20 protein-coding genes and 1 riboswitch are annotated in these 22323 nt (G+C 58.8%); of the genes, 10 read left to right on the top strand and 10 right to left on the bottom strand.

Annotated elements, in window-relative coordinates; all coding sequences use genetic code 11:
- Window positions 1-85: 85 nt before the first annotated feature.
- The 4 genes from rpoC (at window position 86) to ACJ8J5_RS24285 (ending at window position 6664) form a co-directional block, all read left to right on the top strand.
- Window positions 86-4309 (top strand): DNA-directed RNA polymerase subunit beta', encoded by a 4224-nt coding sequence (gene rpoC, locus ACJ8J5_RS24300; protein ID WP_025304939.1) that lies wholly within the window; start codon window positions 86-88, stop codon window positions 4307-4309.
- A gap of 168 nt (window positions 4310-4477) precedes the next feature.
- Entirely contained in the window at window positions 4478-4924 is a 447-nt protein-coding gene (locus tag ACJ8J5_RS24295) for a GNAT family N-acetyltransferase (protein ID WP_025304940.1), read from the top strand.
- Window positions 4924-5388 (top strand): oxidoreductase, encoded by a 465-nt coding sequence (locus ACJ8J5_RS24290; protein ID WP_043143693.1) that lies wholly within the window; start codon window positions 4924-4926, stop codon window positions 5386-5388. The genes ACJ8J5_RS24295 and ACJ8J5_RS24290 overlap by 1 nt, the downstream gene beginning before the upstream one ends.
- A 1-nt stretch (window position 5389) precedes the next feature.
- Window positions 5390-6664, top strand: a complete 1275-nt coding sequence (locus ACJ8J5_RS24285) for a sensor histidine kinase (RefSeq protein ID WP_147823577.1) — start codon at window positions 5390-5392, stop codon at window positions 6662-6664.
- Here the strand turns inward: ACJ8J5_RS24285 and ACJ8J5_RS24280 are convergent.
- The 8 genes from ACJ8J5_RS24280 to ACJ8J5_RS24245 form a co-directional block, all read right to left on the bottom strand.
- The gene (locus ACJ8J5_RS24280; RefSeq protein ID WP_043143682.1) at window positions 6650-7429 is read right to left on the bottom strand and encodes a helix-turn-helix domain-containing protein; all 780 of its coding nucleotides are present in this window, start codon (window positions 7427-7429) and stop codon (window positions 6650-6652) included. The two genes, ACJ8J5_RS24285 and ACJ8J5_RS24280, sit on opposite strands and share 15 nt — an antisense overlap.
- 739 nt (window positions 7430-8168) lie before the next feature.
- A complete protein-coding gene (thiH, locus tag ACJ8J5_RS24275) occupies window positions 8169-9302 on the bottom strand; it encodes a 2-iminoacetate synthase ThiH (RefSeq protein ID WP_060435310.1) in 1134 nt (377 codons plus the stop codon).
- Window positions 9302-10081 carry a thiazole synthase gene (locus tag ACJ8J5_RS24270; protein WP_025304945.1) on the bottom strand — a complete coding sequence of 260 codons (780 nt, stop codon included), beginning with the start codon at window positions 10079-10081 and terminating at the stop codon, window positions 9302-9304. Before ACJ8J5_RS24270 ends, thiH begins: the two co-directional genes overlap by 1 nt.
- Before the next feature lies 1 nt (window position 10082).
- Complete coding sequence (gene thiS / locus ACJ8J5_RS24265) at window positions 10083-10283, bottom strand: sulfur carrier protein ThiS (RefSeq protein ID WP_016929423.1); 201 nt, start codon at window positions 10281-10283, stop codon at window positions 10083-10085.
- On the bottom strand, window positions 10280-11029 hold the full coding sequence (locus tag ACJ8J5_RS24260; RefSeq protein ID WP_004929883.1) for a HesA/MoeB/ThiF family protein: 750 nt from the start codon (window positions 11027-11029) through the stop codon (window positions 10280-10282). Before ACJ8J5_RS24260 ends, thiS begins: the two co-directional genes overlap by 4 nt.
- Window positions 11022-11672 (bottom strand): thiamine phosphate synthase, encoded by a 651-nt coding sequence (gene thiE, locus ACJ8J5_RS24255; protein WP_049206077.1) that lies wholly within the window; start codon window positions 11670-11672, stop codon window positions 11022-11024. The genes ACJ8J5_RS24260 and thiE overlap by 8 nt, the downstream gene beginning before the upstream one ends.
- A complete protein-coding gene (gene thiC / locus ACJ8J5_RS24250) occupies window positions 11665-13608 on the bottom strand; it encodes a phosphomethylpyrimidine synthase ThiC (RefSeq protein WP_043143687.1) in 1944 nt (647 codons plus the stop codon). The genes thiE and thiC overlap by 8 nt, the downstream gene beginning before the upstream one ends.
- Window positions 13609-13722: 114 nt before the next feature.
- Window positions 13723-13847: riboswitch (TPP riboswitch) on the bottom strand.
- Between the two features lie 39 nt (window positions 13848-13886).
- On the bottom strand, window positions 13887-14390 hold the full coding sequence (locus tag ACJ8J5_RS24245; protein ID WP_016929420.1) for an Rsd/AlgQ family anti-sigma factor: 504 nt from the start codon (window positions 14388-14390) through the stop codon (window positions 13887-13889).
- A 101-nt stretch (window positions 14391-14491) separates the two neighbouring features.
- Between ACJ8J5_RS24245 and nudC the strand changes: the two genes are divergently transcribed.
- The 6 genes from nudC (at window position 14492) to ACJ8J5_RS24215 (ending at window position 18867) form a co-directional block, all read left to right on the top strand.
- On the top strand, window positions 14492-15259 hold the full coding sequence (gene nudC / locus ACJ8J5_RS24240; RefSeq protein WP_025304948.1) for an NAD(+) diphosphatase: 768 nt from the start codon (window positions 14492-14494) through the stop codon (window positions 15257-15259).
- Window positions 15260-15297: 38 nt separating this feature from the next.
- Window positions 15298-16362: a uroporphyrinogen decarboxylase gene (gene hemE / locus ACJ8J5_RS24235; protein ID WP_004929877.1), complete on the top strand. Its 1065-nt coding sequence runs from the start codon at window positions 15298-15300 to the stop codon at window positions 16360-16362.
- A gap of 9 nt (window positions 16363-16371) precedes the next feature.
- Complete coding sequence (gene nfi / locus ACJ8J5_RS24230; protein WP_334274230.1) at window positions 16372-17058, top strand: deoxyribonuclease V; 687 nt, start codon at window positions 16372-16374, stop codon at window positions 17056-17058.
- Between the two features lie 48 nt (window positions 17059-17106).
- Window positions 17107-17697 (top strand): YjaG family protein, encoded by a 591-nt coding sequence (locus ACJ8J5_RS24225; RefSeq protein WP_025304951.1) that lies wholly within the window; start codon window positions 17107-17109, stop codon window positions 17695-17697.
- Window positions 17698-17886: 189 nt separating this feature from the next.
- On the top strand, window positions 17887-18159 hold the full coding sequence (gene hupA, locus ACJ8J5_RS24220) for a nucleoid-associated protein HU-alpha (RefSeq protein ID WP_004929874.1): 273 nt from the start codon (window positions 17887-17889) through the stop codon (window positions 18157-18159).
- 36 nt (window positions 18160-18195) lie between these two features.
- On the top strand, window positions 18196-18867 hold the full coding sequence (locus ACJ8J5_RS24215; RefSeq protein ID WP_334274229.1) for a DUF1481 domain-containing protein: 672 nt from the start codon (window positions 18196-18198) through the stop codon (window positions 18865-18867).
- 49 nt (window positions 18868-18916) lie between these two features.
- Here ACJ8J5_RS24215 and purD read toward each other — a convergent pair whose 3' ends face one another.
- Both purD and purH read right to left on the bottom strand, forming a co-directional pair.
- Complete coding sequence (gene purD / locus ACJ8J5_RS24210; protein WP_197781712.1) at window positions 18917-20200, bottom strand: phosphoribosylamine--glycine ligase; 1284 nt, start codon at window positions 20198-20200, stop codon at window positions 18917-18919.
- A 48-nt stretch (window positions 20201-20248) separates the two neighbouring features.
- A complete protein-coding gene (gene purH, locus ACJ8J5_RS24205; RefSeq protein WP_089181545.1) occupies window positions 20249-21838 on the bottom strand; it encodes a bifunctional phosphoribosylaminoimidazolecarboxamide formyltransferase/IMP cyclohydrolase in 1590 nt (529 codons plus the stop codon).
- Window positions 21839-22323: the final 485 nt, after the last annotated feature.

Raw genomic sequence — 22323 nt, 5'->3', positions numbered from 1 at the left:
AGCCTGAGGGTGGTTGTTCAGGTCACACGGGTACCTACTGCGGTTGTGGGTACCCAACAGGTTTAACTCCGACAGGAGCCAATCCGTGAAAGACTTATTGAAGTTTCTGAAAGCGCAAACTAAGACCGAAGAGTTTGATGCGATCAAGATTGCTCTGGCCTCGCCAGACATGATCCGTTCGTGGTCGTTCGGTGAAGTTAAGAAGCCGGAAACCATTAACTACCGTACGTTCAAACCAGAACGTGACGGCCTTTTCTGCGCCCGTATCTTCGGGCCGGTAAAAGATTACGAGTGCCTGTGCGGTAAGTACAAGCGCTTGAAACACCGCGGCGTGATCTGTGAGAAGTGCGGCGTTGAAGTGACCCAGACCAAAGTGCGTCGTGAGCGCATGGGCCACATCGAGCTGGCTTCGCCGACCGCGCACATCTGGTTCCTGAAATCGCTGCCATCCCGCATCGGTTTGCTGCTGGATATGCCGCTGCGTGACATCGAACGCGTACTGTACTTCGAATCCTATGTGGTGGTCGAAGGCGGTATGACCAACCTCGAGCGTCGTCAGATCCTGACCGAAGAGCAGTATCTGGACGCGCTGGAAGAGTTCGGTGACGAATTCGACGCCAAGATGGGTGCGGAAGCTATTCAGGCCCTGTTGAAAAACATGGATCTGGAAGCCGAGTGCGAGCAGCTGCGTGAAGAGCTGAACGAAACCAACTCCGAAACCAAGCGCAAGAAGTTGACCAAGCGTATCAAGCTGCTGGAAGCGTTCGTACAGTCCGGTAACAAGCCGGAGTGGATGATCCTGACCGTGCTGCCGGTACTGCCGCCGGATCTGCGCCCGCTGGTTCCGCTGGATGGCGGTCGTTTCGCGACCTCGGATCTGAACGATCTGTATCGCCGCGTGATCAACCGTAACAACCGTCTGAAACGCCTGCTGGATCTGGCTGCGCCTGACATCATCGTGCGCAACGAAAAGCGTATGCTGCAAGAAGCGGTAGACGCCCTGCTGGATAACGGCCGTCGCGGTCGTGCCATCACCGGTTCCAACAAACGTCCTCTGAAATCTTTGGCCGACATGATCAAAGGTAAGCAGGGTCGTTTCCGTCAGAACCTGCTCGGTAAACGCGTTGACTACTCCGGCCGTTCCGTAATCACCGTAGGTCCATACCTGCGTCTGCATCAGTGCGGTCTGCCTAAAAAGATGGCGCTGGAGCTGTTCAAACCGTTCATCTACGGCAAGTTGGAGCTGCGTGGCCTGGCCACCACCATCAAAGCCGCCAAGAAAATGGTTGAGCGTGAAGAAGCCGTCGTTTGGGATATCCTGGACGAAGTGATCCGCGAACACCCGGTACTGCTGAACCGTGCACCAACCCTGCACCGTTTGGGTATCCAGGCGTTTGAACCGGTTCTGATCGAAGGTAAAGCGATCCAGCTGCACCCACTGGTTTGTGCGGCCTATAACGCCGACTTCGATGGTGACCAGATGGCTGTTCACGTACCGCTGACGCTGGAAGCCCAGCTGGAAGCGCGTGCGCTGATGATGTCTACCAACAACATCCTGTCCCCAGCGAACGGCGAGCCAATCATCGTTCCTTCTCAGGACGTTGTACTGGGTCTGTACTACATGACCCGCGACTGTGTTAACGCCAAGGGCGAAGGCATGGTGCTGAACGGTTCCAAAGAAGCTGAGCGTGTTTACCGCGCCGGCCTGGCGTCTCTGCATGCGCGCGTTAAAGTGCGTATCACCGAAGACGTCAAAAACGCCGAAGGCGAATGGACTTCTCAGACCAGCATCATCGACACCACCATCGGCCGCGCCATCCTGTGGATGATCGTACCGAAAGGTCTGCCGTACTCGATCGTTAACCAGCCTTTGGGCAAGAAAGCGATCTCCAAGATGCTGAACACCTGTTACCGCATCCTGGGCCTGAAGCCGACCGTTATCTTTGCTGACCAGATCATGTACACCGGTTTTGCTTACGCAGCCCGTTCAGGCGCTTCCGTAGGTATCGACGACATGGTTATCCCGGCCAAGAAAGCAGAGATCATCGAAGAAGCGGAAACCGAAGTTGCCGAGATCCAGGAGCAGTTCCAGTCTGGTCTGGTTACCGCCGGCGAACGCTACAACAAAGTGATCGATATCTGGGCTGCAGCGAACGAACGCGTTGCGAAAGCGATGATGGAAAACCTGTCGGTAGAAGACGTGGTTAACCGTGACGGCGAAGTGGAACAGCAAGTTTCCTTCAACAGCATCTTTATGATGGCCGACTCCGGTGCGCGTGGTTCCGCCGCTCAGATTCGTCAGCTGGCCGGTATGCGTGGCCTGATGGCGAAGCCGGACGGCTCCATCATCGAAACGCCAATCACCGCGAACTTCCGTGAAGGTCTGAACGTACTCCAGTACTTCATCTCCACCCACGGTGCTCGTAAAGGTCTGGCGGATACCGCACTGAAAACCGCGAACTCCGGTTATCTGACCCGTCGTCTGGTTGACGTGGCGCAGGATCTGGTTGTGACCGAAGACGACTGTGGCACCCACGACGGCATCCTGATGACTCCGGTTATCGAAGGTGGCGACGTGAAAGAGCCGCTGCGTGAACGCGTTCTGGGCCGTGTGACGGCAGAAGACGTCCTCAAGCCGGGTACGGCGGACATTCTGGTGCCACGCAACACCCTGCTGAACGAGAAGGCGTGTGACCTGTTGGAAGAGAATTCTGTCGACAGCGTTAAAGTCCGTTCCGTAGTGAGCTGTGAAACCGACTTTGGTGTGTGTGCAAACTGCTACGGTCGCGACCTGGCACGTGGCCACATCATCAACAAAGGTGAAGCCATCGGCGTTATCGCGGCACAGTCCATCGGTGAGCCGGGTACACAGCTGACGATGCGTACGTTCCACATCGGTGGTGCGGCATCTCGTGCGGCTGCTGAATCCAGCATCCAGGTGAAAAACAAGGGTAGCCTCAAGCTGAGCAACGTGAAGTTCGTTATGAACGCCGCGGGCAAGCTGGTGATCACCTCGCGTAACACCGAACTGAAACTGATCGACGAATTCGGCCGTACCAAAGAAAGCTACAAGGTGCCTTACGGTGCCGTGATGGGCAAAGGCGACGGTGAAGAAGTTAACGGCGGCGAAACCGTTGCTAACTGGGATCCGCACACCATGCCGGTCATCAGTGAAGTCAGCGGCTTCATTCGCTTCGCGGATATGGTTGACGGCCAGACCATTACTCGCCAGACCGACGAACTGACCGGTTTGTCTTCTCTGGTCGTACTGGACAGCGCAGAGCGTACCGGTAGCGGTAAAGACCTGCGTCCGGCACTGAAAATCGTTGACGCTCAGGGCGAAGACGTATTGATCCCAGGTACTGATATGCCTGCTCAATACTTCCTGCCGGGCAAAGCGATCGTTCAGCTGGAAGACGGCATTCAGATCGGTGCGGGTGATACCCTGGCGCGTATTCCTCAGGAATCCGGCGGTACCAAGGATATTACCGGTGGTCTGCCGCGCGTTGCCGACCTGTTCGAAGCACGTCGTCCGAAAGAGCCGGCAATCCTGGCTGAAATCAGCGGGATTATCTCGTTCGGTAAAGAGACCAAAGGCAAACGTCGCCTGGTGATCTCTCCGCTGGACGGCAGCGACGCTTACGAAGAGATGATCCCGAAATGGCGTCAGCTCAACGTGTTCGAAGGCGAAGTGGTGGAACGTGGTGACGTCGTTTCCGACGGCCCAGAGTCTCCGCACGACATTCTGCGTCTGCGTGGCGTGCATGCGGTTACCCGCTACATCACCAACGAAGTGCAGGAAGTTTACCGTCTGCAAGGCGTTAAGATTAACGATAAGCACATCGAAGTTATCGTTCGTCAGATGCTGCGTAAAGGCACCATCGTTAGCGCTGGTGGCTCCGAGTTCCTGGAAGGCGAGCAGGCTGAAGTGTCTCGCGTCAAGATTGCCAACCGTCAGCTGGAAGCTGAAGGTAAAATCGCGGCAACCTTCTCGCGCGATCTGCTGGGTATCACCAAGGCTTCCTTGGCGACCGAGTCCTTCATCTCCGCTGCATCGTTCCAGGAAACGACGCGCGTTCTGACCGAAGCTGCCGTAGCCGGCAAGCGTGATGAACTGCGTGGCCTGAAAGAGAACGTTATCGTGGGCCGTCTGATCCCAGCCGGTACCGGTTACGCTTATCATCAGGATCGTATGCGTCGCCGTGCTCAGGGTGAAGCGCCGGTTGTTCCGCAAGTCAGCGCGGAAGAAGCGACGGCTAACCTGGCCGAGCTGCTCAACGCAGGCCTGGGCGGCAGCGACGACGAGTAATCGTCATCCGCGCCGCGGGCCCGGTACGCCGGGCCCATCGCCAGATAAACCGCCCCTTCGGGGGCGGTTTTTTTTCGCCTCGTGCCGGGTTAAGACAAACTTTGCTACTATGGTTCCAGCAGAAATTGACCGGCGCTTTTTATCTGACAATTAAGGACAGTGCGAAACATGGACAGCCTCATTACCTTCGAAAAATTGACGGCGCAACACCTGCCATACCTGTATGAGATCCGCTTTTCCGTTGAAGAAAACCTGCTGCATCCGCATCAGGTCCAGTATCTGCAGCGCAAACAGGCGCTGGAGGACATCAACCAGGGCGGCGGTTGGATCTGCAAGTATGGCGACGACTATGCCGGCGTTGGCTTCGGGTTATTCATCCCTGAACCGCTGATCGGCGGCCTGTTCGTGAAGCCGGAATACCAGTCTAAGGGGATCGGCTCTGCCTTACTGGCACGGGTCACTCACTGGATGTTTGAGCACGGCGCCGAAGCGATCCACTTAACCACCGATCTCGGCTCCAAGGCCGAAGGCTTTTATCAACGTCACGGCTGGGTCGTGGTCGGGCAGGATGAATTTGGCCAGGCCGAATTGGTGAAACGCAAAGAGGGTGAATGATGAAAATCAAAGGATTGATGACGTTACTGCTGCTTTCGCTGTTTAGCGCGCCGCTGTATGCGGCCGTTGACTATTTTTATCTGAAACCGCTCGACGGCGAGAAGATCAAAATCACCCGGCAGATGCTGGAGGCGATGCCGCCGCACACGATTAAAACCTCGACCAATTTCACCCCGGAAGATACGTTTACCGGCGTTGAGTTTGCCGAGCTGGTGAAAGCCTATCATCTGAAAGGCCAGTCGGTGCGCGCTTTCGCCTGGGACGATTACTCCTACTCGATGCCGATTGACGAGATGATTAAATACCGCGTGATTGTCGCCTATCTGCGCGGCGGTAAGCCGATCGACGTGGGGGAGTTGGGGCCATTCGCCATTATTTATCCGCGCGATGGCTACGCTGAGCTGAATAACCTGGATGTGAACGCGAAAACCGTCTGGCAAGTTAAACGGTTGGAGATGAAATAAGATGAGCAAAAAACTGATCGGTACTCTTATCGCGTTGGTTGCCATCTTCTCTTTATTGATTTTGTTGATTGCTATTAACTTCGGTGGCGTAAAAGAGCGCTATAAGCAGATCGAGCCCAATCTGGACAACTACTCGGTGGCCGAGATCCTCTTTCTGGCGTTTGAAAGGACCAAAACCGCGCTGCTGCTCAGTGAAAATAACGACTACGATGCTTTCCTGATCAAGAAGAAAATCTTTTACTCGAAGATTCAGATCCTGGAGAGCCGTTCGACCTTCAGCGACTCTTTTTATTACGACGACGAGTTCATCAAGAATGTTGCGCTGCTGAAGCAGCAGTACCGCACGTTGGACGATCTCTCCACCGGCTTGCTGGTGGGGCAGAAAAACAAGACGGATATTCTCTCTTATATGGATGATATCGAGGGCACGCTGGTCGATATCCAGGAAATTATTTATCGGATACAGATTAAAAACTTTACCGAAGTGAAAGGCATCATCCAGGACAACTCGAGTAAAGCCGAGATGTTTGCCCTCTTTTCGCTGATTTTGGTGTTCCTGATGATGTTCCTGGTGCTGAGAAATGCCTTCTCGTTAAAAGAGATCATCAAGAATAAGAACATCTTTATCTCTTCCATCTACCACGAGATCGCCGGCTCGACTCAGGCCATCGTCATTGCTGCGGATATCATGGAGCACGAGCTGGCGCAGGAAGAGTTGAAAAAAGAAGCTCGCCTGATCTCCTATCACGGCAATAAGATCACCGAACAAACGCGCGAGGTGATGGATTATTCGCGGCTAGAGATGGGGGAGGTCAAAGTGAATATATCCACCTTCCGTCTGAATGAGGTGGTGGACGATGCCATGACCAGTATCAGCGCCGGGCGTGGTAATCGCATCGTGGTGCGTCGTTCATCCTATGTTGGTTTGATTTGCTCCGACAAATATAAGCTCTACCGAATATTGGCCAATCTGCTCAGCAACGCGGACAAATTTACTCACCACGGTGCGATTATCCTCAATGTGAAGGTGTGCCACGGCAATCTGTATTTATGGGTAAAAGACACCGGCATCGGGTTTAACGTCGATAATCTGGAACGATTATATAAGGCGTTCAATCAGGGGGTGGAAAGGGAAACGCGACAGGGATTGGGGCTGGGGCTGACCATTATCAAAAATTACGTCACGACGATGAAAGGCGCCATCAAGGTCAAATCCGTCGAAGGGGTTGGCTCGTCGTTTTTGATCCGCATCCCGGTCAAACTAATTAAAGAATAAGTTCGACAGCAGCAGCGAAGAGATAATCAGCGGTTTGGTCGGTTTTTCCACCAGATGCACGTCATAGTGCAGGATCATATCGCCGATGTTTTTCTCGTAGTGATTCAGCTGGCCGGTCAAAATGATGATGCGGGCATGCGGATCGAGGGTGTCCTTTATTTTCTTCACGACGCGTTCGGAAGTCTCGCCGAAGTCCAACAGCCAGTCCAAAATAAACGCCTCAAAAGACTGGTGCTCCAGCGCGGCCAGCATGGCGTCCGCCGTTTGAAAGGTCTCGGTCTCGATGCCGTAGCGGCAGGCGATCTTCTTCAACAATTCGAGAATATCACTGTCATTGTCCAGGATCGCGATACGCGGAGCCGGCAAAAAGTCTATCTTGTTGACTTTGTACAGTGGGGCATCGGCGGCATGTTCCCGGTTGGTGTTGATGATGAAAAGATCGTCTTTTTTGTAGGCGTAGGTTTCGTCGCTGTCTGCTTGCGTGGCCGGGCGCTCGTCGACCTCAATGTTGCAGCGCTTGTGAATGCTGTTCATGATAAAGACGCCGTTATGCGTCCTTTGGCCGGCAAACGGTTCGTTGAAATACTGAAAAACCTTTTTGATTTCATCGAGGGTGATGCCCCTTTTGCCATCCAGTTTTTGTTTGGCGCTGTTGTACTGAAGGTTCAGTATGTTGGCCATCGTGGAGGCATGTTTTCTGTCGCCAACTCCTTTCAGAGTGAGCAACGCGCTGATTGCATCGATATAATTTGGCGTTTTCTTCATGACAACCTTGGCTTTTTTGATGTTGACCGCGAGCGCTGAAAAACCTGCGCGAGAACCCGTGCTGGATTATAGATGATGCCCCGGTGGTTGCGGTGATATCAGTTTGATTTCCTTTGGCAAACTCAAAACATACTCGATACTAAATAAAAAAACACTCAAAAGACATTCACATTTAATCGTTTATGTGGTTAATTAGCGCACATACTGTGTGATTCGCGTCCTGGGGGGGTGCCAGTCTCACAAAATAAACCGCCTGCTCTTGTCCGTAAGCAGGGAGCAGGCGGCAAAAAAGATCTGCGGTCAACACCAGGGCTATTGGCTGCATCGGGGATGACCATTCGAACCTCTCTTCGTCGCTGTATCTTCTTTTTTCCTCGTTCCTCACTGTTCTGCCGCAATAGCGCCCTATGAATATCACTCCTAAGTGAATACCGAACGCAGATATCGCATCTTTCTGACAGCCCATTAACCGACAAGACAACCTATCCGTACGCCCTTACAGGCCGCGATACGGCATATGCGCGTTGCCGCGGACGAGGGCCGGAGTCGCGCAAGAGGATCTCCGGCGCGATCCGGGATGGGATAAGGCGGGCCATCGAGAGGGTGACGGCCCCGGCCGACGCCGGGTTTGGCGGTCGGCAAGGCCACTATAGTCGGCGCGTTTGCCGGCGCCAGCGCTGCCGTTCGGCATTGCGCGGCCGCTCCAGCGTTTTCTTCACACGGCGGCAAACGTTGCTGTTTATTGCGCGCCGCGTCCCAGATAACCGTCCCAGTCTTTCCACACCGGCTGCAGCCCGGCGTGGCTGATGGCCTCGGCGACCTGCTGCGGCGTGCGGTCGTCGTGCGGTTCGAACTGTTCCAGCTCCGGCGGTACGTCATCGGCATAGCCGCCGGGCTGCGTCTTGGATCCGGCGCTGACGCTGTTGATCGCCACCGGGATCATATGATCGCGGAAGTAAGGCGACTCCCGGGTAGACAGCGACAGCTCAACGTCTGGCGCGAACAGCCGGAAGGCGCAGATCAGCTGCACCAGTTGAGGCTCGCTCATGATCGACGCCGGTTCAATGCCACCGGCGCAGGGGCGCAGACGCGGGAACGAGATCGAGTAGCGGCTCTGCCAGTAGGTTTGCTGCAGGTAGAACAGATGTTCCGCCAGCAGGTAGCAGTCGGTGCGCCAACTGTTGGACAGACCGATCAATGCGCCGAGGCCGATCTTGTCGATCCCGGCGCGCCCCAGGCGATCCGGCGTGGCCAGGCGCCAATGGAAATCCTGCTTCTGGCCGCGCAGGTGGTGCTGCAGATAGGTGGCCGGATGGTAGGTTTCCTGGTACACCAGCACGCCGTCCAGGCCCAGCGTTTTCAGTTCGGCGTATTCCTCCTGCGCCAGCGGCTGCACTTCCATCATCAGCGAGCTGAAGTGTCGGCGGATCGCCGGGATGTGCTGGCGGAAATAGTCCATGCCAACCTTGGTCTGATGTTCGCCGGTGACCAGCAACAGATGTTCGAACCCCAGCGCCTTGATGGCTTCGCACTCGCGTGCGATCTCCGCCGCATCCAGCGTTTTGCGCTTGATGCGGTTGCTCATCGAAAAGCCGCAGTAGGTGCAGTCGTTGGCGCACAGGTTAGAGAGATACAGCGGCACATAGAAGCCGACGACGTTACCGAACCGCTGGCGGGTCAGCTGCTGTGCGCGCTGCGCCAGCGGTTCCAGATACGGCGCGGCGGCGGGGGAGATCAGCGCCATAAAGTCGTCGCGCGTCAGCTTGTCGGCGTTCAACGCGTGCTCCACGTCGCGCGTAGTTTTGCCGTTGATGCGCAGCGTAATGTCGTCCCAGTCCAGCTGTTGCCAGCGGCTACTGAAATCGTCGGCCATCATTGCGCCTCCTCTGGCTGGCTGAGAAAAGCGGTCAGCGGGCTGGACGCGACCGCGCCGCGCTGGCTGGAGCCTAATCCGGCGCTGCGTGCCAGCTCGCCGGCCTCCAGCGCCAGGCGAAACGCCCGCGCCATCTGCACCGGATCGCGCGCCACGGCAATGGCGGTATTCACCAGCACCGCGTCGGCACCCAGCTCCATCGCCGCCAGCGCGTGGCTTGGCGCGCCGATGCCGGCGTCTACCACCACCGGCACCTTGGCTTGCTCGATGATGATTTCGAGGAAGTCACGGGTGCGCAGACCGCGGTTGGAGCCGATAGGCGCACCAAGCGGCATCACCGCCGCACAGCCCACCTCTTCCAGCCGTTTGCACAGCACCGGATCGGCGCCGCAGTAGGGCAGCACCACAAAACCGTCTTTCACCAGCGTTTCCGCCGCTTTCAGCGTTTCTATCGGATCAGGCAGCAGGTATTTCACATCGGGATGGATCTCCAGCTTCACCCAGTGGGTGCCGAGCGCTTCACGCGCCAGCCGGGCGGCGAACACCGCCTCGGCGGCGGTTTTGGCGCCGGAGGTGTTGGGCAGCAGCCTGACGCCCAACTGCTGCAGCGGCGCCAAAATGGCGTCGTTGCCGCCGCGCAGATCGACGCGCTTCATGGCCATGGTCACCAGCTGTGAGCCGGAGGCCGCCAGTGCCTCCAGCATCAACGCCGGGGTGGCGAACTTGCCGGTGCCGGTGAACAGGCGCGAGGTAAAAGTGGTATCGGCGATTTTCAGCATATCAGCCTCCGGCGATCGCTTGAAACAGCAAAATGTCGTCACCGTCCTGCACCTGATGATCGGCCCAGTCGGCGCGTGGGATGATGGTTTGGTTGATCGCCAGCGCGGTGCCCGGCTGGTGGCGTTCCAACTGGGTCAGCAGGGCGGCGACGCTGAGCGGCTGCGCCAGCTCAAGCGGTTGGTCGTTCAGCCGGATTTTCATGCCGCGCCTCCGCATACCGGGCAGGCGCGGGCCTGGCTCAGTTGCAGCGTGCTCCAGCTCTGCTGCTTACCGTCGAACAGCCGCAGTTTCCCGCTGAGGGAGGAAGGCATGCCGGCCAGCATCTTGATGGCCTCCAGCGCTTGCAGGGTGCCGATTACGCCGACCACCGGGCCGAGTACCCCGGCGGTGCGGCAGTTGCGCTGCGGCTCTTCCTGCTCCGGATACAGGCAGGCGTAGCAGCCGTGTGCATAGGGCGGCTCGAGCACCAGCAGCTGGCCGCTGAAACCGACCGCGCTGCCGCTGATCAGCGGCTTGGCGGCGGCGATGCAGGCGGCATTGACCTCATGACGGGTCGCCATATTGTCGCAGCAGTCCAGCACCAGATCGGCGCGGGCGACCGCGTCGCGCAGCGCTTGCCCCTGTAGCCGTTGCGCCAGCGGGATGGATTCCACCAACGGGTTCAGCGCCTGCAGGTGGCGTTGCGCCAGCGCCGCCTTACCGGTGGCGGTATCGGCGCTGCGGTAGAGGATTTGCCGCTGCAGGTTGGTAACGTGCAGCTGGTCGTCGTCGGCCAGCAGCAGCGTGCCGACGCCGGCGGCGGCCAGGTACAACGAAGCCGGGGAACCGAGCCCGCCCAAACCGACGATCAACACTGTGGCGCGCTTGAGTTTCTCTTGGCCTTCCGGGCCGACGTCCTCCAGCAGCAGCTGGCGGCTGTAGCGCAGGAATTCCTGATCGTTAAGCATCGCTCGACCCCTCGCCTTCGATCAGCCGCAGCAGCTCGGCCGTCGCCGCGCGCCAATCCGGCGCCTGGGTGATGGCGCTGACCACCGCCACGCTGCCGACGCCGCACGCCAGCACTGCCGGTACGCGATCGATACTGATCCCGCCGATCGCCACCGTCGGGTAATCCGCCAAACCGGCGATGTGGCGTTTCAACTCCGTCAGCCCCTGCGGCGCCGAAGGCATGTCTTTGGTTTGGGTGGGGAAGATGTGCCCCAGCGCGATGTAGGACGGTTTCACCGCCAGCGCGCGCGCCAGTTCGGCGTCGTCATGGGTGGACACGCCGAGCCGCAACCCGGCGCGGTGAATGGCAGCCAGATCGGTGGTATCGAGATCTTCCTGGCCCAGATGCACGCCGTAGGCGCCATGCTTGATCGCCAGCCGCCAGTAGTCGTTGATGAACAGGCGCGCCTGATAACGCTGGCCCAGCGCGATGGCGGCGGCGATATCCTCTTCGACCTGCTCGTCAGGCAAATCCTTGATGCGCAGCTGGATCGTGGTGACGCCGGCTTCCAGCAGGCGAGCGATCCATTCCACGCTGTCGACGACCGGGTAGAGTCCCAGCTTGTGGGGCGTTGCCGGGAAGGGGGTCGTGATATCAGTCATTGTTTGTCTCCTCTTGCAGGGTGCCGGCGCTGTGATACAGCTCGCTGCCGCGGGCACGGAATTCGGCGGACATTTTCTCCATGCCGGTCAGCTGCACCTCGATCGGCTTGGCGGCCTCCTGGGCGGCGGCGTAGTCGCGTACCTCCTGCGAAATCTTCATCGAGCAGAATTTCGGCCCGCACATTGAGCAGAAGTGGGCGACCTTGCCGGATTCCTGCGGCAGGGTTTCGTCGTGATAGGCGCGCGCGGTGGCCGGATCGAGCGCCAGATTGAACTGATCTTCCCAGCGAAATTCGAAACGCGCCTTGGACATGGCGTTATCGCGGATCTGCGCGCCCGGATGGCCCTTGGCCAGATCGGCGGCGTGGGCGGCGATCTTGTAGGTGATCAGGCCCTGCTTGACGTCCTCTTTGTTCGGCAGGCCGAGGTGTTCTTTCGGCGTGACGTAACACAGCATGGCGCAGCCGAACCAGCCGATCATTGCCGCGCCGATGCCGGAGGTGAAATGGTCATAGCCCGGTGCGATATCGGTGGTCAGCGGGCCGAGGGTGTAGAACGGCGCTTCGTGGCAGTGTTCCAGCTCTTCGGTCATGTTGCGGCGGATCATCTGCATCGGCACATGGCCCGGGCCTTCGATCATCACCTGCACGTCGTATTCCCAGGCGATTTTGGTCAGCTCGCCCAGCGTATGCAGCTCGGCGAACTGGGCTTCGTCGTTGGCGTCCTGAATCGAGCCGGGGCGCAGGCCGTCGCCGAGCGACAGCGAAACGTCGTAGGCGGCGCAGATCTCGCAGATTTCACGGAAGTGCTGATAGAGGAAGTTTTCCTGATGGTGCGACAGGCACCATTTGGCCATGATCGAGCCACCGCGCGACACGATGCCGGTCAGGCGTTTGGCGGTCATCGGCACATAGCGCAGCAGCACGCCGGCGTGGATGGTGAAGTAATCGACCCCTTGTTCCGCCTGTTCCAGCAGCGTATCGCGGAACATCGCCCAGGTGAGGTTTTCCGCCACGCCGTTGACCTTCTCCAGCGCCTGGTAGATAGGCACGGTGCCGATGGGCACCGGGCTGTTGCGCAGGATCCACTCGCGGGTTTCGTGAATATAGCGGCCGGTGGAGAGATCCATCACGGTGTCTGCGCCCCAGCGGGTGGCCCACACCAGCTTCTCCACCTCTTCTTCGATCGACGACGTGACCGCCGAGTTGCCGATATTGGCGTTCACCTTCACCAGGAAATTGCGGCCGATGATCATCGGCTCCGCCTCCGGGTGATTGATGTTGGCAGGAATGATGGCGCGGCCGGCGGCCACTTCCTGGCGCACGAACTCCGGCGTGATGTTGTCCGGCAGGTTGGCGCCCCAGCCCTGGCCCGGATGCTGGTGGCGCAGCACCTCGCCGCGAATGCGTTCGCGCCCCATGTTTTCACGGATGGCGATAAACTCCATCTCCGGGGTGACGATGCCGGCGCGGGCATAGTGCAGCTGGGTCACGCACTTGCCCGGCAGCGCTTTGCGCGGCAGCGGCAGATGTTCGAAGCGCAGGTGATCCAGCCCCTCGTCCGCCAGACGCTGTTGGGTGAAGCCGGAACTGGCGCCGCTCAGGGTCGCAGTATCGCCGCGCGCGTCGATCCAGCCGGCGCGCAGCTTGGCCAGGCCGGCGTGCACATCGAGCTCGGCCTGCGGATCGCCGTAGGGGCCGGCGGTGTCATACACCGGGATCGCCTCGTTCTGTTCATACTGCGGGCTATCTTTGCTGCCGCCGACCAGGGTCGGACTGAGCTCAATTTCGCGCATCGGCACCTGGATATCGCGGCGCGAGCCCTGCAGGTAGATGCGGCGTGAGTTTGGGAAAGCCATGCCTTGCAGCGTGTCGATAAACTGCTGGGCGGCTTCGCGTTGCGCTTTACGGGCGCGCGGTGGATTAATGTTAGACATAGCAAGTTCCTACCAGTGTGTTGGGTTGGGAAAGTTGCTTGTCTGGAGCTCGGAGGGAGTAATGATGGTGGCCGATAAGGCAGGGCGCCCGCAAGGGGGAGGCCGTGCCTGTGGCGATAGATTACTCTTGTTCCCTTCGCGGGTATTAACCCGATCAGGTTCCGCGGATCCCGAATTAACGGTCTCAGCCTGGCTGATTCGATGAACAAATCAGGCGCTAGGCACTCCGACAAGATGCCCCCCAGTATAGGAGGGATATGAAAAAAAACTATAAAATTTTAACGCGCCGGATCCAGCGTCTGGTCCGGCAGCGGTTGCTGCGCGGCTTCTGCTTCCAACTGGATCAGCTTATCTTCCAGCGCAAAGCGCGCCGCCAGCGTTTCGCCGATATCCGACAAGGCCTGGTGGAATTCCAGACAAACCTCCTGATCGATATCCACTTCGGTATAGCGATCGTGGAACGCCATGATCTGTTCAGTATTGGCCCACAGCTTGGGATAGATGTTCACCGCCAGCGACATTTTCGGACTGGCTGCGCCTTCCACTTGTTTGATAATTCTGTCATAGATATGAAAATGCCCTGCGGAGAGATAATCCACTAGGTTGTGGCAAAAGTTCTCCAGCGCTTTTTCATTCAGCGGCGTATGCTTTTCTTTATTCGGTTTGAGGCCTACCAGCGTGCAGTAGGCGACCAGCAACTGCTTGCGGGCCTGAAGCCATTGATCAACTAATTCATTACTACCGCCAACGCGCTGAGTCAGCCTTTCCAAACGGTTGAGCATGTTTGACTCCGTGTAAGTAACAAAAGTAACCGGTAAGTTATTAAAATGTAACAAAGCCGATTTGTAGAGTGCCAGTGAAGCTGAGGTTGTGCAACAACGATATGGAACTTGCATTAACGGGCAATGAAAACGGCTGGTGGATTGTCAGCCATGAAAGCAAACTTTGGTTACCGAACGGTGAATTGCCGTCGGGGACGGCCGCCGCCCTCGGGCTGCAGGGCCACATGGCGCGCACCATCGGTGAATGGGAGGGCGCGCCGGTTTGGCTGGTGCGCCAGGCGATGCCGCGGGAGATGGGATCGGTGCGTCAGCTGTTGGATCAGGATCGCGGTCTGTTCCAGCTTGCCGGGCGCGGCGTTCAGTTGGCGGATTTCTACCGCTCTCATCGCTATTGCGGCTACTGCGGCCATGAGATGCACCTCAGCCGCTCCGAAAGCGCCTGCCTGTGCGGCCACTGCAAAGAGCGGTACTACCCGCAGATTGCGCCCTGCGTGATCGTCGCCATTCGGCGCGACGATCAGATCCTGCTGGCGCAACACGTGCGCCATCGCGGCGGCATCCACACGGTGCTGGCCGGCTTCGTCGAGGTGGGCGAAACGCTGGAACAGGCGGTAGCGCGCGAAGTGATGGAAGAGAGCAATATCGAAATCAAGAACCTGCGTTACGTCACCTCACAACCCTGGCCGTTCCCGCACTCGCTGATGATGGCCTTTATGGCCGATTACCATCAGGGTGACCTTCGACACGACCCCAAGGAGCTGCTCAACGCCGGCTGGTATCGCTACGACCAACTGCCGCTGTTGCCGCCGCCCGGCACCGTGGCGCGCCGGTTGATTGAGGACACCGTGGCGCTGTGCCGGGCAGAATAATGTACAATGGCCGGCAGATTATTAAGGGAGCCCCATAAATGACTGAGTTGAAGAACGATCGCTACCTGCGCGCGCTGTTGCGCCAGCCGGTGGATGTGACCCCCGTATGGATGATGCGCCAGGCCGGTCGTTATTTACCGGAGTACAAGGCGACCCGCGCCCAGGCCGGTGATTTCATGTCGCTGTGCAAGAACGCGGAGCTGGCCTGTGAGGTTACGCTGCAGCCGCTGCGCCGCTATGCGCTGGACGCCGCCATTCTGTTCTCCGACATTCTCACCATTCCCGACGCCATGGGGCTTGGCCTGTACTTTGAAGCCGGCGAAGGCCCGCGTTTCAGCTCACCGGTCACCTGCCGTGCTGACGTCGACAAACTGCCGGTGTTCGATCCGGAAGTGGAGTTGGGCTATGTGATGAACGCGGTGCGTACCATCCGCCGCGAGCTGAAGGGCGAAGTGCCGCTGATCGGCTTCTCCGGCAGCCCGTGGACGTTGGCTACCTATATGGTTGAAGGCGGCAGCAGCAAGGCCTTCACCAAGCTGAAAAAGATGATGTATGCCGAACCGGCCACGCTGCACCTGTTGCTGGACAAGCTGGCGGACAGCGTGATCCTGTACCTCAACGCCCAGATCAAAGCCGGCGCGCAGTCGGTGATGGTGTTCGACACCTGGGGCGGCGTGTTGACCGGGCGCGATTACCGCGAGTTCTCGTTGCACTACATGCACAAGATCGTCGACGGGCTGCTGCGTGAAAATGACGGCCGCCGCGTGCCGGTGACGCTGTTCACCAAAGGCGGTGGGCAGTGGCTGGAGGCGATGGCCGCCACCGGCTGCGATGCGCTGGGGCTGGATTGGACCACCGACATCGCCGACGCGCGTCGGCGCGTGGGCGATAAAGTGGCGCTGCAGGGCAACATGGATCCGTCGATGCTTTATGCTTCCCCGGCGCGCATCGCGGAAGAAGTGGAGACCATTCTGGCCGGTTTCGGCCACGGCAACGGCCATGTGTTCAACCTGGGCCACGGCATCCATCAGGATGTGCCGCCTGAGCACGCCGGCGCCTTCGTCGAGGCGGTGCACGCGCAGTCGGCGAAATACCACCGTTAAGGATTCGATGTGACCGATATGCAGGCTCTGCGCGCCGAACAGCTGCGGCGCGCGGCTGAAGTCATTCGCTACGACGATCTGCCGGCCGAACCGCCGGCCTTCATCGCCGGCGCCGACGTGGGCTTCGAGCAGGAGGGAGCGGTGACGCGCGCCGCCGTCGCCATCCTGCGCTATCCGTCGCTGGAGCTGGTGGAGTATCAGGTGGCGCGTATCGCCACCGTCATGCCTTATATCCCGGGTTTCCTGTCGTTTCGCGAATACCCGGCGCTGTTGGCCGCCTGGGCTCAGCTGCGGCAAAAGCCGGGGTTGATCTTCGTCGATGGACATGGCATTTCGCATCCGCGGCGTCTCGGCGTCGCCAGCCATTTCGGCCTGCTGGTCGATGTGCCGACTATCGGCGTGGCCAAGAAGCGCCTGTGCGGCAAATTCGCACCGTTGGAGGCCGCCGTCGGTGCGCTGGCGCCGTTGGAAGATAAGGGTGAACAGCTGGGCTGGGTATGGCGCAGCAAGGCGCGCTGCAACCCGCTGTTCATCTCTACCGGTCACCGCGTGGGCGCCGACAGCGCGCTGGCGTGGGTGCAGCGCTGTATGGCGGGCTACCGTTTGCCGGAGCCGACCCGTTGGGCTGATGCCATCGCATCGCGGCGCCCGGCGTTTCAGCGTTGGTTGCAGCAGCATCCGGAGGTGTCGCCATGAGCGATTTCGGGTACACTGCGCCGCAGATAACGCGTAAGAGAGTAAAGCATGCTACGTAACCCGATTCATTTACGTCTGGAACGGCACGAGGCTTGGCAACATTTGACCTTTATGGCCAGTTTGTGCGAGCGTATGTACCCGAATTACCAGATGTTCTGCAAACAGACCGAGTTCGGCGATCCGGCGGTTTATCGCCGCATTCTGGATTTGGTGTGGGAAACGCTGGTGGTGAAGGACGCCAAGGTCAACTTCGACAGCCAGCTCGAGAAGTTGGAAGAGGCGATTCCGTCGGCGGAAGATTACGATCTTTACGGCGTTTACCCGGCAATTGATGCCTGTATCGCATTAGGGGAACTGATCCATTCGCGGCTCGGCGGGGAGACGCTGGAGCACGCCATCGCCATCAGCGAAACATCGATTCGCACCGTGGCGATGTTGGAAATGACTCAAGCCGGTAAGGAAATGACCGACGAAGAGTTGGGCAGTTTGCCTGCGGTAGAGGAAGAATGGGACATTCAATGGGAAATTTTCCGCCTGTTGGACGCCTGTGAAGAGCGCGATATAGACCTGATCAAGGGGCTGCGATCCGACCTGCGAGAGGCCGGTGTCAGCAACATCGGGATAAATTTAGCGCAATAAGGCAGCAAAACGTGATTTAACGCCTGATTTGTCATGCCTTAAGGCTTCACATCCGCACCCTGTCTGGTCTACATTTGGGGGGCGTAAAAAAAGTGGCTATCGGTGCGTGTATGCAGGAGAGTGCTGTCAATCGGCATATCCGTCGCACTCGATGCTTTGCAAACGATAAACACACTGTAAGGATAACTTATGAACAAGACTCAACTGATTGATGTAATCGCGGACAAGGCTGACCTTTCCAAAGCACAAGCTAAACTGGCTCTGGAATCCACCCTGGCTGCTATTACTGAGTCTCTGAAAGAAGGTGATGCAGTACAATTGGTTGGCTTCGGTACTTTCAAAGTAAACCATCGTAGCGAGCGCACTGGCCGCAATCCACAGACTGGCAAAGAAATCAAAATCGCAGCAGCCAACGTGCCTGCGTTCGTTTCTGGCAAAGCACTGAAAGACGCTGTTAAATAAGACCGCGCCTCGGTGAAAAGATTAAACAGAGGGGCGATGGCGCCCCTTTTGTTTACTCGTCGGGTGCTCATGGCCGCCGGCATCGCCCTCGGTCTGAGCGCCTGCAGTTTCCATTCCGATATTCCCAGCTTTACCGCCAGCGGCTTTGTGGCCGATCAGGGCGTGATACGCCTGTGGCGTAAAGACGATGAGCAACATCGCCCGCAGGTGCTGGTCAGCGTCTATAGTCCCTACCGGGGGGCGGGTACCATCACCACGCTGTATACCTATCAGGGCGACGTGCTGCGCCAAATCAAACGCAACGACGCCGACGGCGATCGAGACTCCATTCAACTGCGCTTTGCCGACGACGGCACGGTGAGCTTTATGCAGCGCCAGCTGGCGACACGCCGCGAACCGCTGACCAGCGATGAAATCGCCCTGTATCAATATCAGGCGCGACGTATCCTCGAGGTCAGCAATGCGCTGCGCGCCGGCAAGGTCAAATTACTGCAGGGGCGTTGGATGCAGGGCGAGGTGCAAACCTGCGACGGCCAGCGCTTAAAACCTGGGTTGGATGCCACCGCCATCGGCTGGATCGAAAAACGCGCCCGCAGCAGCAGCCGGCCGGTGAGTGTCGCCTGGTTGGAAGCGCCGGAAGGCAGTGAACTGTTGCTGGTGGCGAACGACGACTTCTGCAGCTGGGAACCGAAAGAAGACCAGCTATAAAAAAGGCCCCGCGCTGCGGAGCCTCTTGCCATGACCTTATAAGGTCAAATCACTTGCCGCGCGCAATCGCGCGATAACCGATATCTTTGCGGCAGAAGCTGCCCGGCCACTGAATGCCTTCCGCCAGCTGATAGGCGCGTTGCTGCGCCTGCGCCACGGTGTCGCCCAGTGCCGTCACGCACAGCACGCGGCCGCCGCTGGTGACGACGTCATCGCCCTGCAGGCGCGTACCGGCGTGGAAGACCTTACCGTCGGCGCTTTCCTGCTGCGGTAACCCCTGGATCACCTCGCCATTGCGATAATCACCCGGATAACCGCCGGCCGCCAGCACCACGCCAAGCGCAGGGCGTTCGTCCCAGTCAGAGCTTTTCTCGTTCAGGCGGCCTTCGGCACCCGCCAGGCACAGTTCCACCAGATCGGAGCGCAGGCGCAGCATGATCGGCTGAGTTTCCGGATCGCCAAAACGGCAGTTGAATTCGATCACCTTCGGCTGGCCGTCGGCGGAGATCATCAGGCCGGCATACAGGAAGCCGACGTAGGTATTGCCTTCCGCCGCCATGCCGCGCACCGTCGGCCAGATCACCTGGTCCATGGCGCGCTGGTGGATTTCGTCGGTCACAACTGGCGCCGGAGAGTAGGCGCCCATACCGCCGGTGTTCGGGCCGGTGTCGCCGTCGCCGACGCGTTTGTGGTCCTGGCTGGTGGCCATCGGCATCACGTTCTCGCCATCGACCATCACGATGAAGCTGGCTTCTTCGCCGTCGAGGAACTCTTCCACTACGATGCGATGACCGGCGTCGCCGAAGGCGTTGCCGGCCAGCATGTCACGCACGGCTTCTTCCGCCTCCTGCAGCGTCATCGCGACGATCACGCCTTTACCGGCGGCCAGGCCATCGGCTTTGATGACGATCGGTGCGCCTTTGCGGCGCACATAGGCGAGTGCCGGCTCCACCTCGGTAAAGTTTTCATATTCGGCGGTCGGGATGCGGTGGCGCGCCAGGAAATCCTTGGTGAAGGCTTTAGAGCCTTCGAGCTGCGCGGCGGCCTGCGACGGGCCGAAGATTTTCAGACCGGCGGCCTGGAAGGCGTCGACTACGCCGATCACCAGCGGCGCTTCCGGCCCGACGATGGTCAGACCGATGTCATGGCTCTGGGCGAACGCGACCAGGGCAGGGATATCTGTGGCGGCGATCGCCACGTTCTCCAGATTGGCTTCCAGCGCGGTGCCGGCGTTGCCCGGCGCAACGTAGACTTTGTCCGCCAGCGGAGACTGGGCGGCTTTCCAGGCCAGCGCGTGCTCGCGCCCGCCGTTGCCGATAATCAAAATGTTCATCAGGGGCTCCACGAATGGCGTGCGCCGGAGCGCACGCGGCAAAAGGAATTAATGGCGGAAGTGACGCATGTCGGTGAAGATCATCGCGATGCCGTGTTCATTGGCGGCGGCGATCACTTCGTCGTCGCGGATTGAGCCGCCAGGCTGGATCACGCAGGTGATGCCGACCGCCGCGGCGGCATCGATGCCGTCACGGAATGGGAAGAAGGCGTCGGAGGCCATGGCGGATCCTTTCACTTCCAGCCCTTCGTCGCTCGCTTTGATGCCGGCGATCTTGGCGGAATAAACGCGGCTCATCTGGCCGGCGCCTATGCCGATGGTCATATTGTCACGTGCATAAACGATGGCGTTGGATTTCACGAACTTGGCCACTTTCCAGCAGAACAGCGCGTCACGCAGTTCCTGCTCGGTCGGCTGGCGCTCGGATACCACGCGCAGATCGGCGGCGGTCACCATGCCGAGATCGCGATCCTGCACCAGCAGCCCGCCGTTGACGCGCTTGAAGTCCAGCCCCGCCACGCGTTGCTGCCACTGGCCGCAGGCCAGCACGCGCACGTTCTGTTTGGCGGCCAGCAGGGAGCGCGCTTCCTGGGTGACGTTTGGCGCGATGATCACTTCCACGAACTGGCGGCTGATGATCGCCTGCGCGGTGGCGGCGTCCAGCTCGCGGTTAAAGGCGATGATGCCGCCGAAGGCGGAAGTCGGGTCGGTTTGGTAAGCGCGCTCATACGCGGCGAGGATGTCGTCACCGATCGCCACGCCGCAAGGGTTGGCGTGTTTGACGATCACGCAGGCCGGTTCGGCGAACTCTTTCACGCATTCCAGCGCGGCGTCGGTATCGGCGATGTTGTTATAGGACAGCGCTTTGCCCTGCAGCTGCTCGGCGGTCGCGACGGACGCTTCCTTTACCTCTTCTTCTATATAGAAGGCGGCCTGCTGGTGGCTGTTCTCACCGTAACGCATATCCTGCTTCTTGATGTAGTTGAGGTTCAGGGTTCGCGGGAAGCGGCCGGACGGCTGTTCGGTCTCGCCGTGGTACGCCGGCACCAGCGCGCCGAAGTAGTTGGCGATCATGCTGTCGTAGGCGGCGGTGTGTTCGAAGGCTTTGATGGCGAGATCGAAGCGGGTGGCATAGCGCAGCGAGCCGTCGTTGTTGTCCATCTCGGTAATGATGGCGGCGTAGTCGCTGCTCTTCACGACGATGGCGACGTCTTTATGGTTCTTGGCGGCGGAGCGCACCATGGTCGGGCCGCCGATATCGATATTTTCGACCGCGTCTTCCAGCGAGCAATCTGGGCGCGCCACGGTTTGGGCGAACGGGTACAGATTGACGACCACCATGTCGATAGGCTGGATGTCATGCTGATTCATGACCGCGTCGTCCTGGCCGCGGCGGCCGAGGATACCGCCGTGAACTTTCGGGTGCAGGGTCTTAACTCGTCCGTCCATCATCTCCGGGAAGCCGGTGTAGTCGGAAACTTCGGTAACGGGCAGACCGGCGTCTGCCAGCAGGCGGGCGGTGCCGCCGGTGGAGAGCAGTTCAACGCCGCGCTGGGAAAGCGCTTCGGCAAATTCAACGATACCGGCTTTGTCAGACACGCTGAGCAGGGCCCGGCGGATTGGACGAGGTTGTTGCATGGTTTTATCCCTTGGCTTTGAGTCGCAATTAAAGAGCGTTACGTGAATGTCCACCTCGTTCTCTCTATAAGGAAGGTTTTTTTGCCTTATAAGGGAGGGTCAGGCACATATTCAGGTAGCGCCCCCATAAAAAGGGGGATCGTTTCGTCGCGGGGAATTGTAGCGAAAACGTTTGCGTGGCGCTCGTAAATTTTCCGTGCAAATCGCATCTGTGGATAACACTGTGTGCAAGTGGGTATAAGGCGGGGTTTTGCTGTGGAATGCAGCGAACGATCGTTTTTGCTGAAAATACCTGTTGCGGCCTGCGAGGAACTCCCTATAATGCGCCTCCATCGACACGGAACATGTGAACAACTTCACAGAGTATCCGGGGGTCGCAGAGAAAAAATCCTGAAAATTAGGGTTGACTCTGAAAGAGGAAAGCGTAATATACGCCACCTCGAGTTAGCAAGCGAAAGCGCCTAACTCACTGCTCTTTAACAATT

It is taken from the genome of Serratia sp. CY43202 (genome assembly GCF_052168755.1).
GTDB lineage: Bacteria > Pseudomonadota > Gammaproteobacteria > Enterobacterales > Enterobacteriaceae > Serratia > Serratia bockelmannii.
The sequence above is the reverse complement of the archived record's forward strand: the minus strand, read 5'-3'. Positions and strand labels throughout refer to the sequence as shown.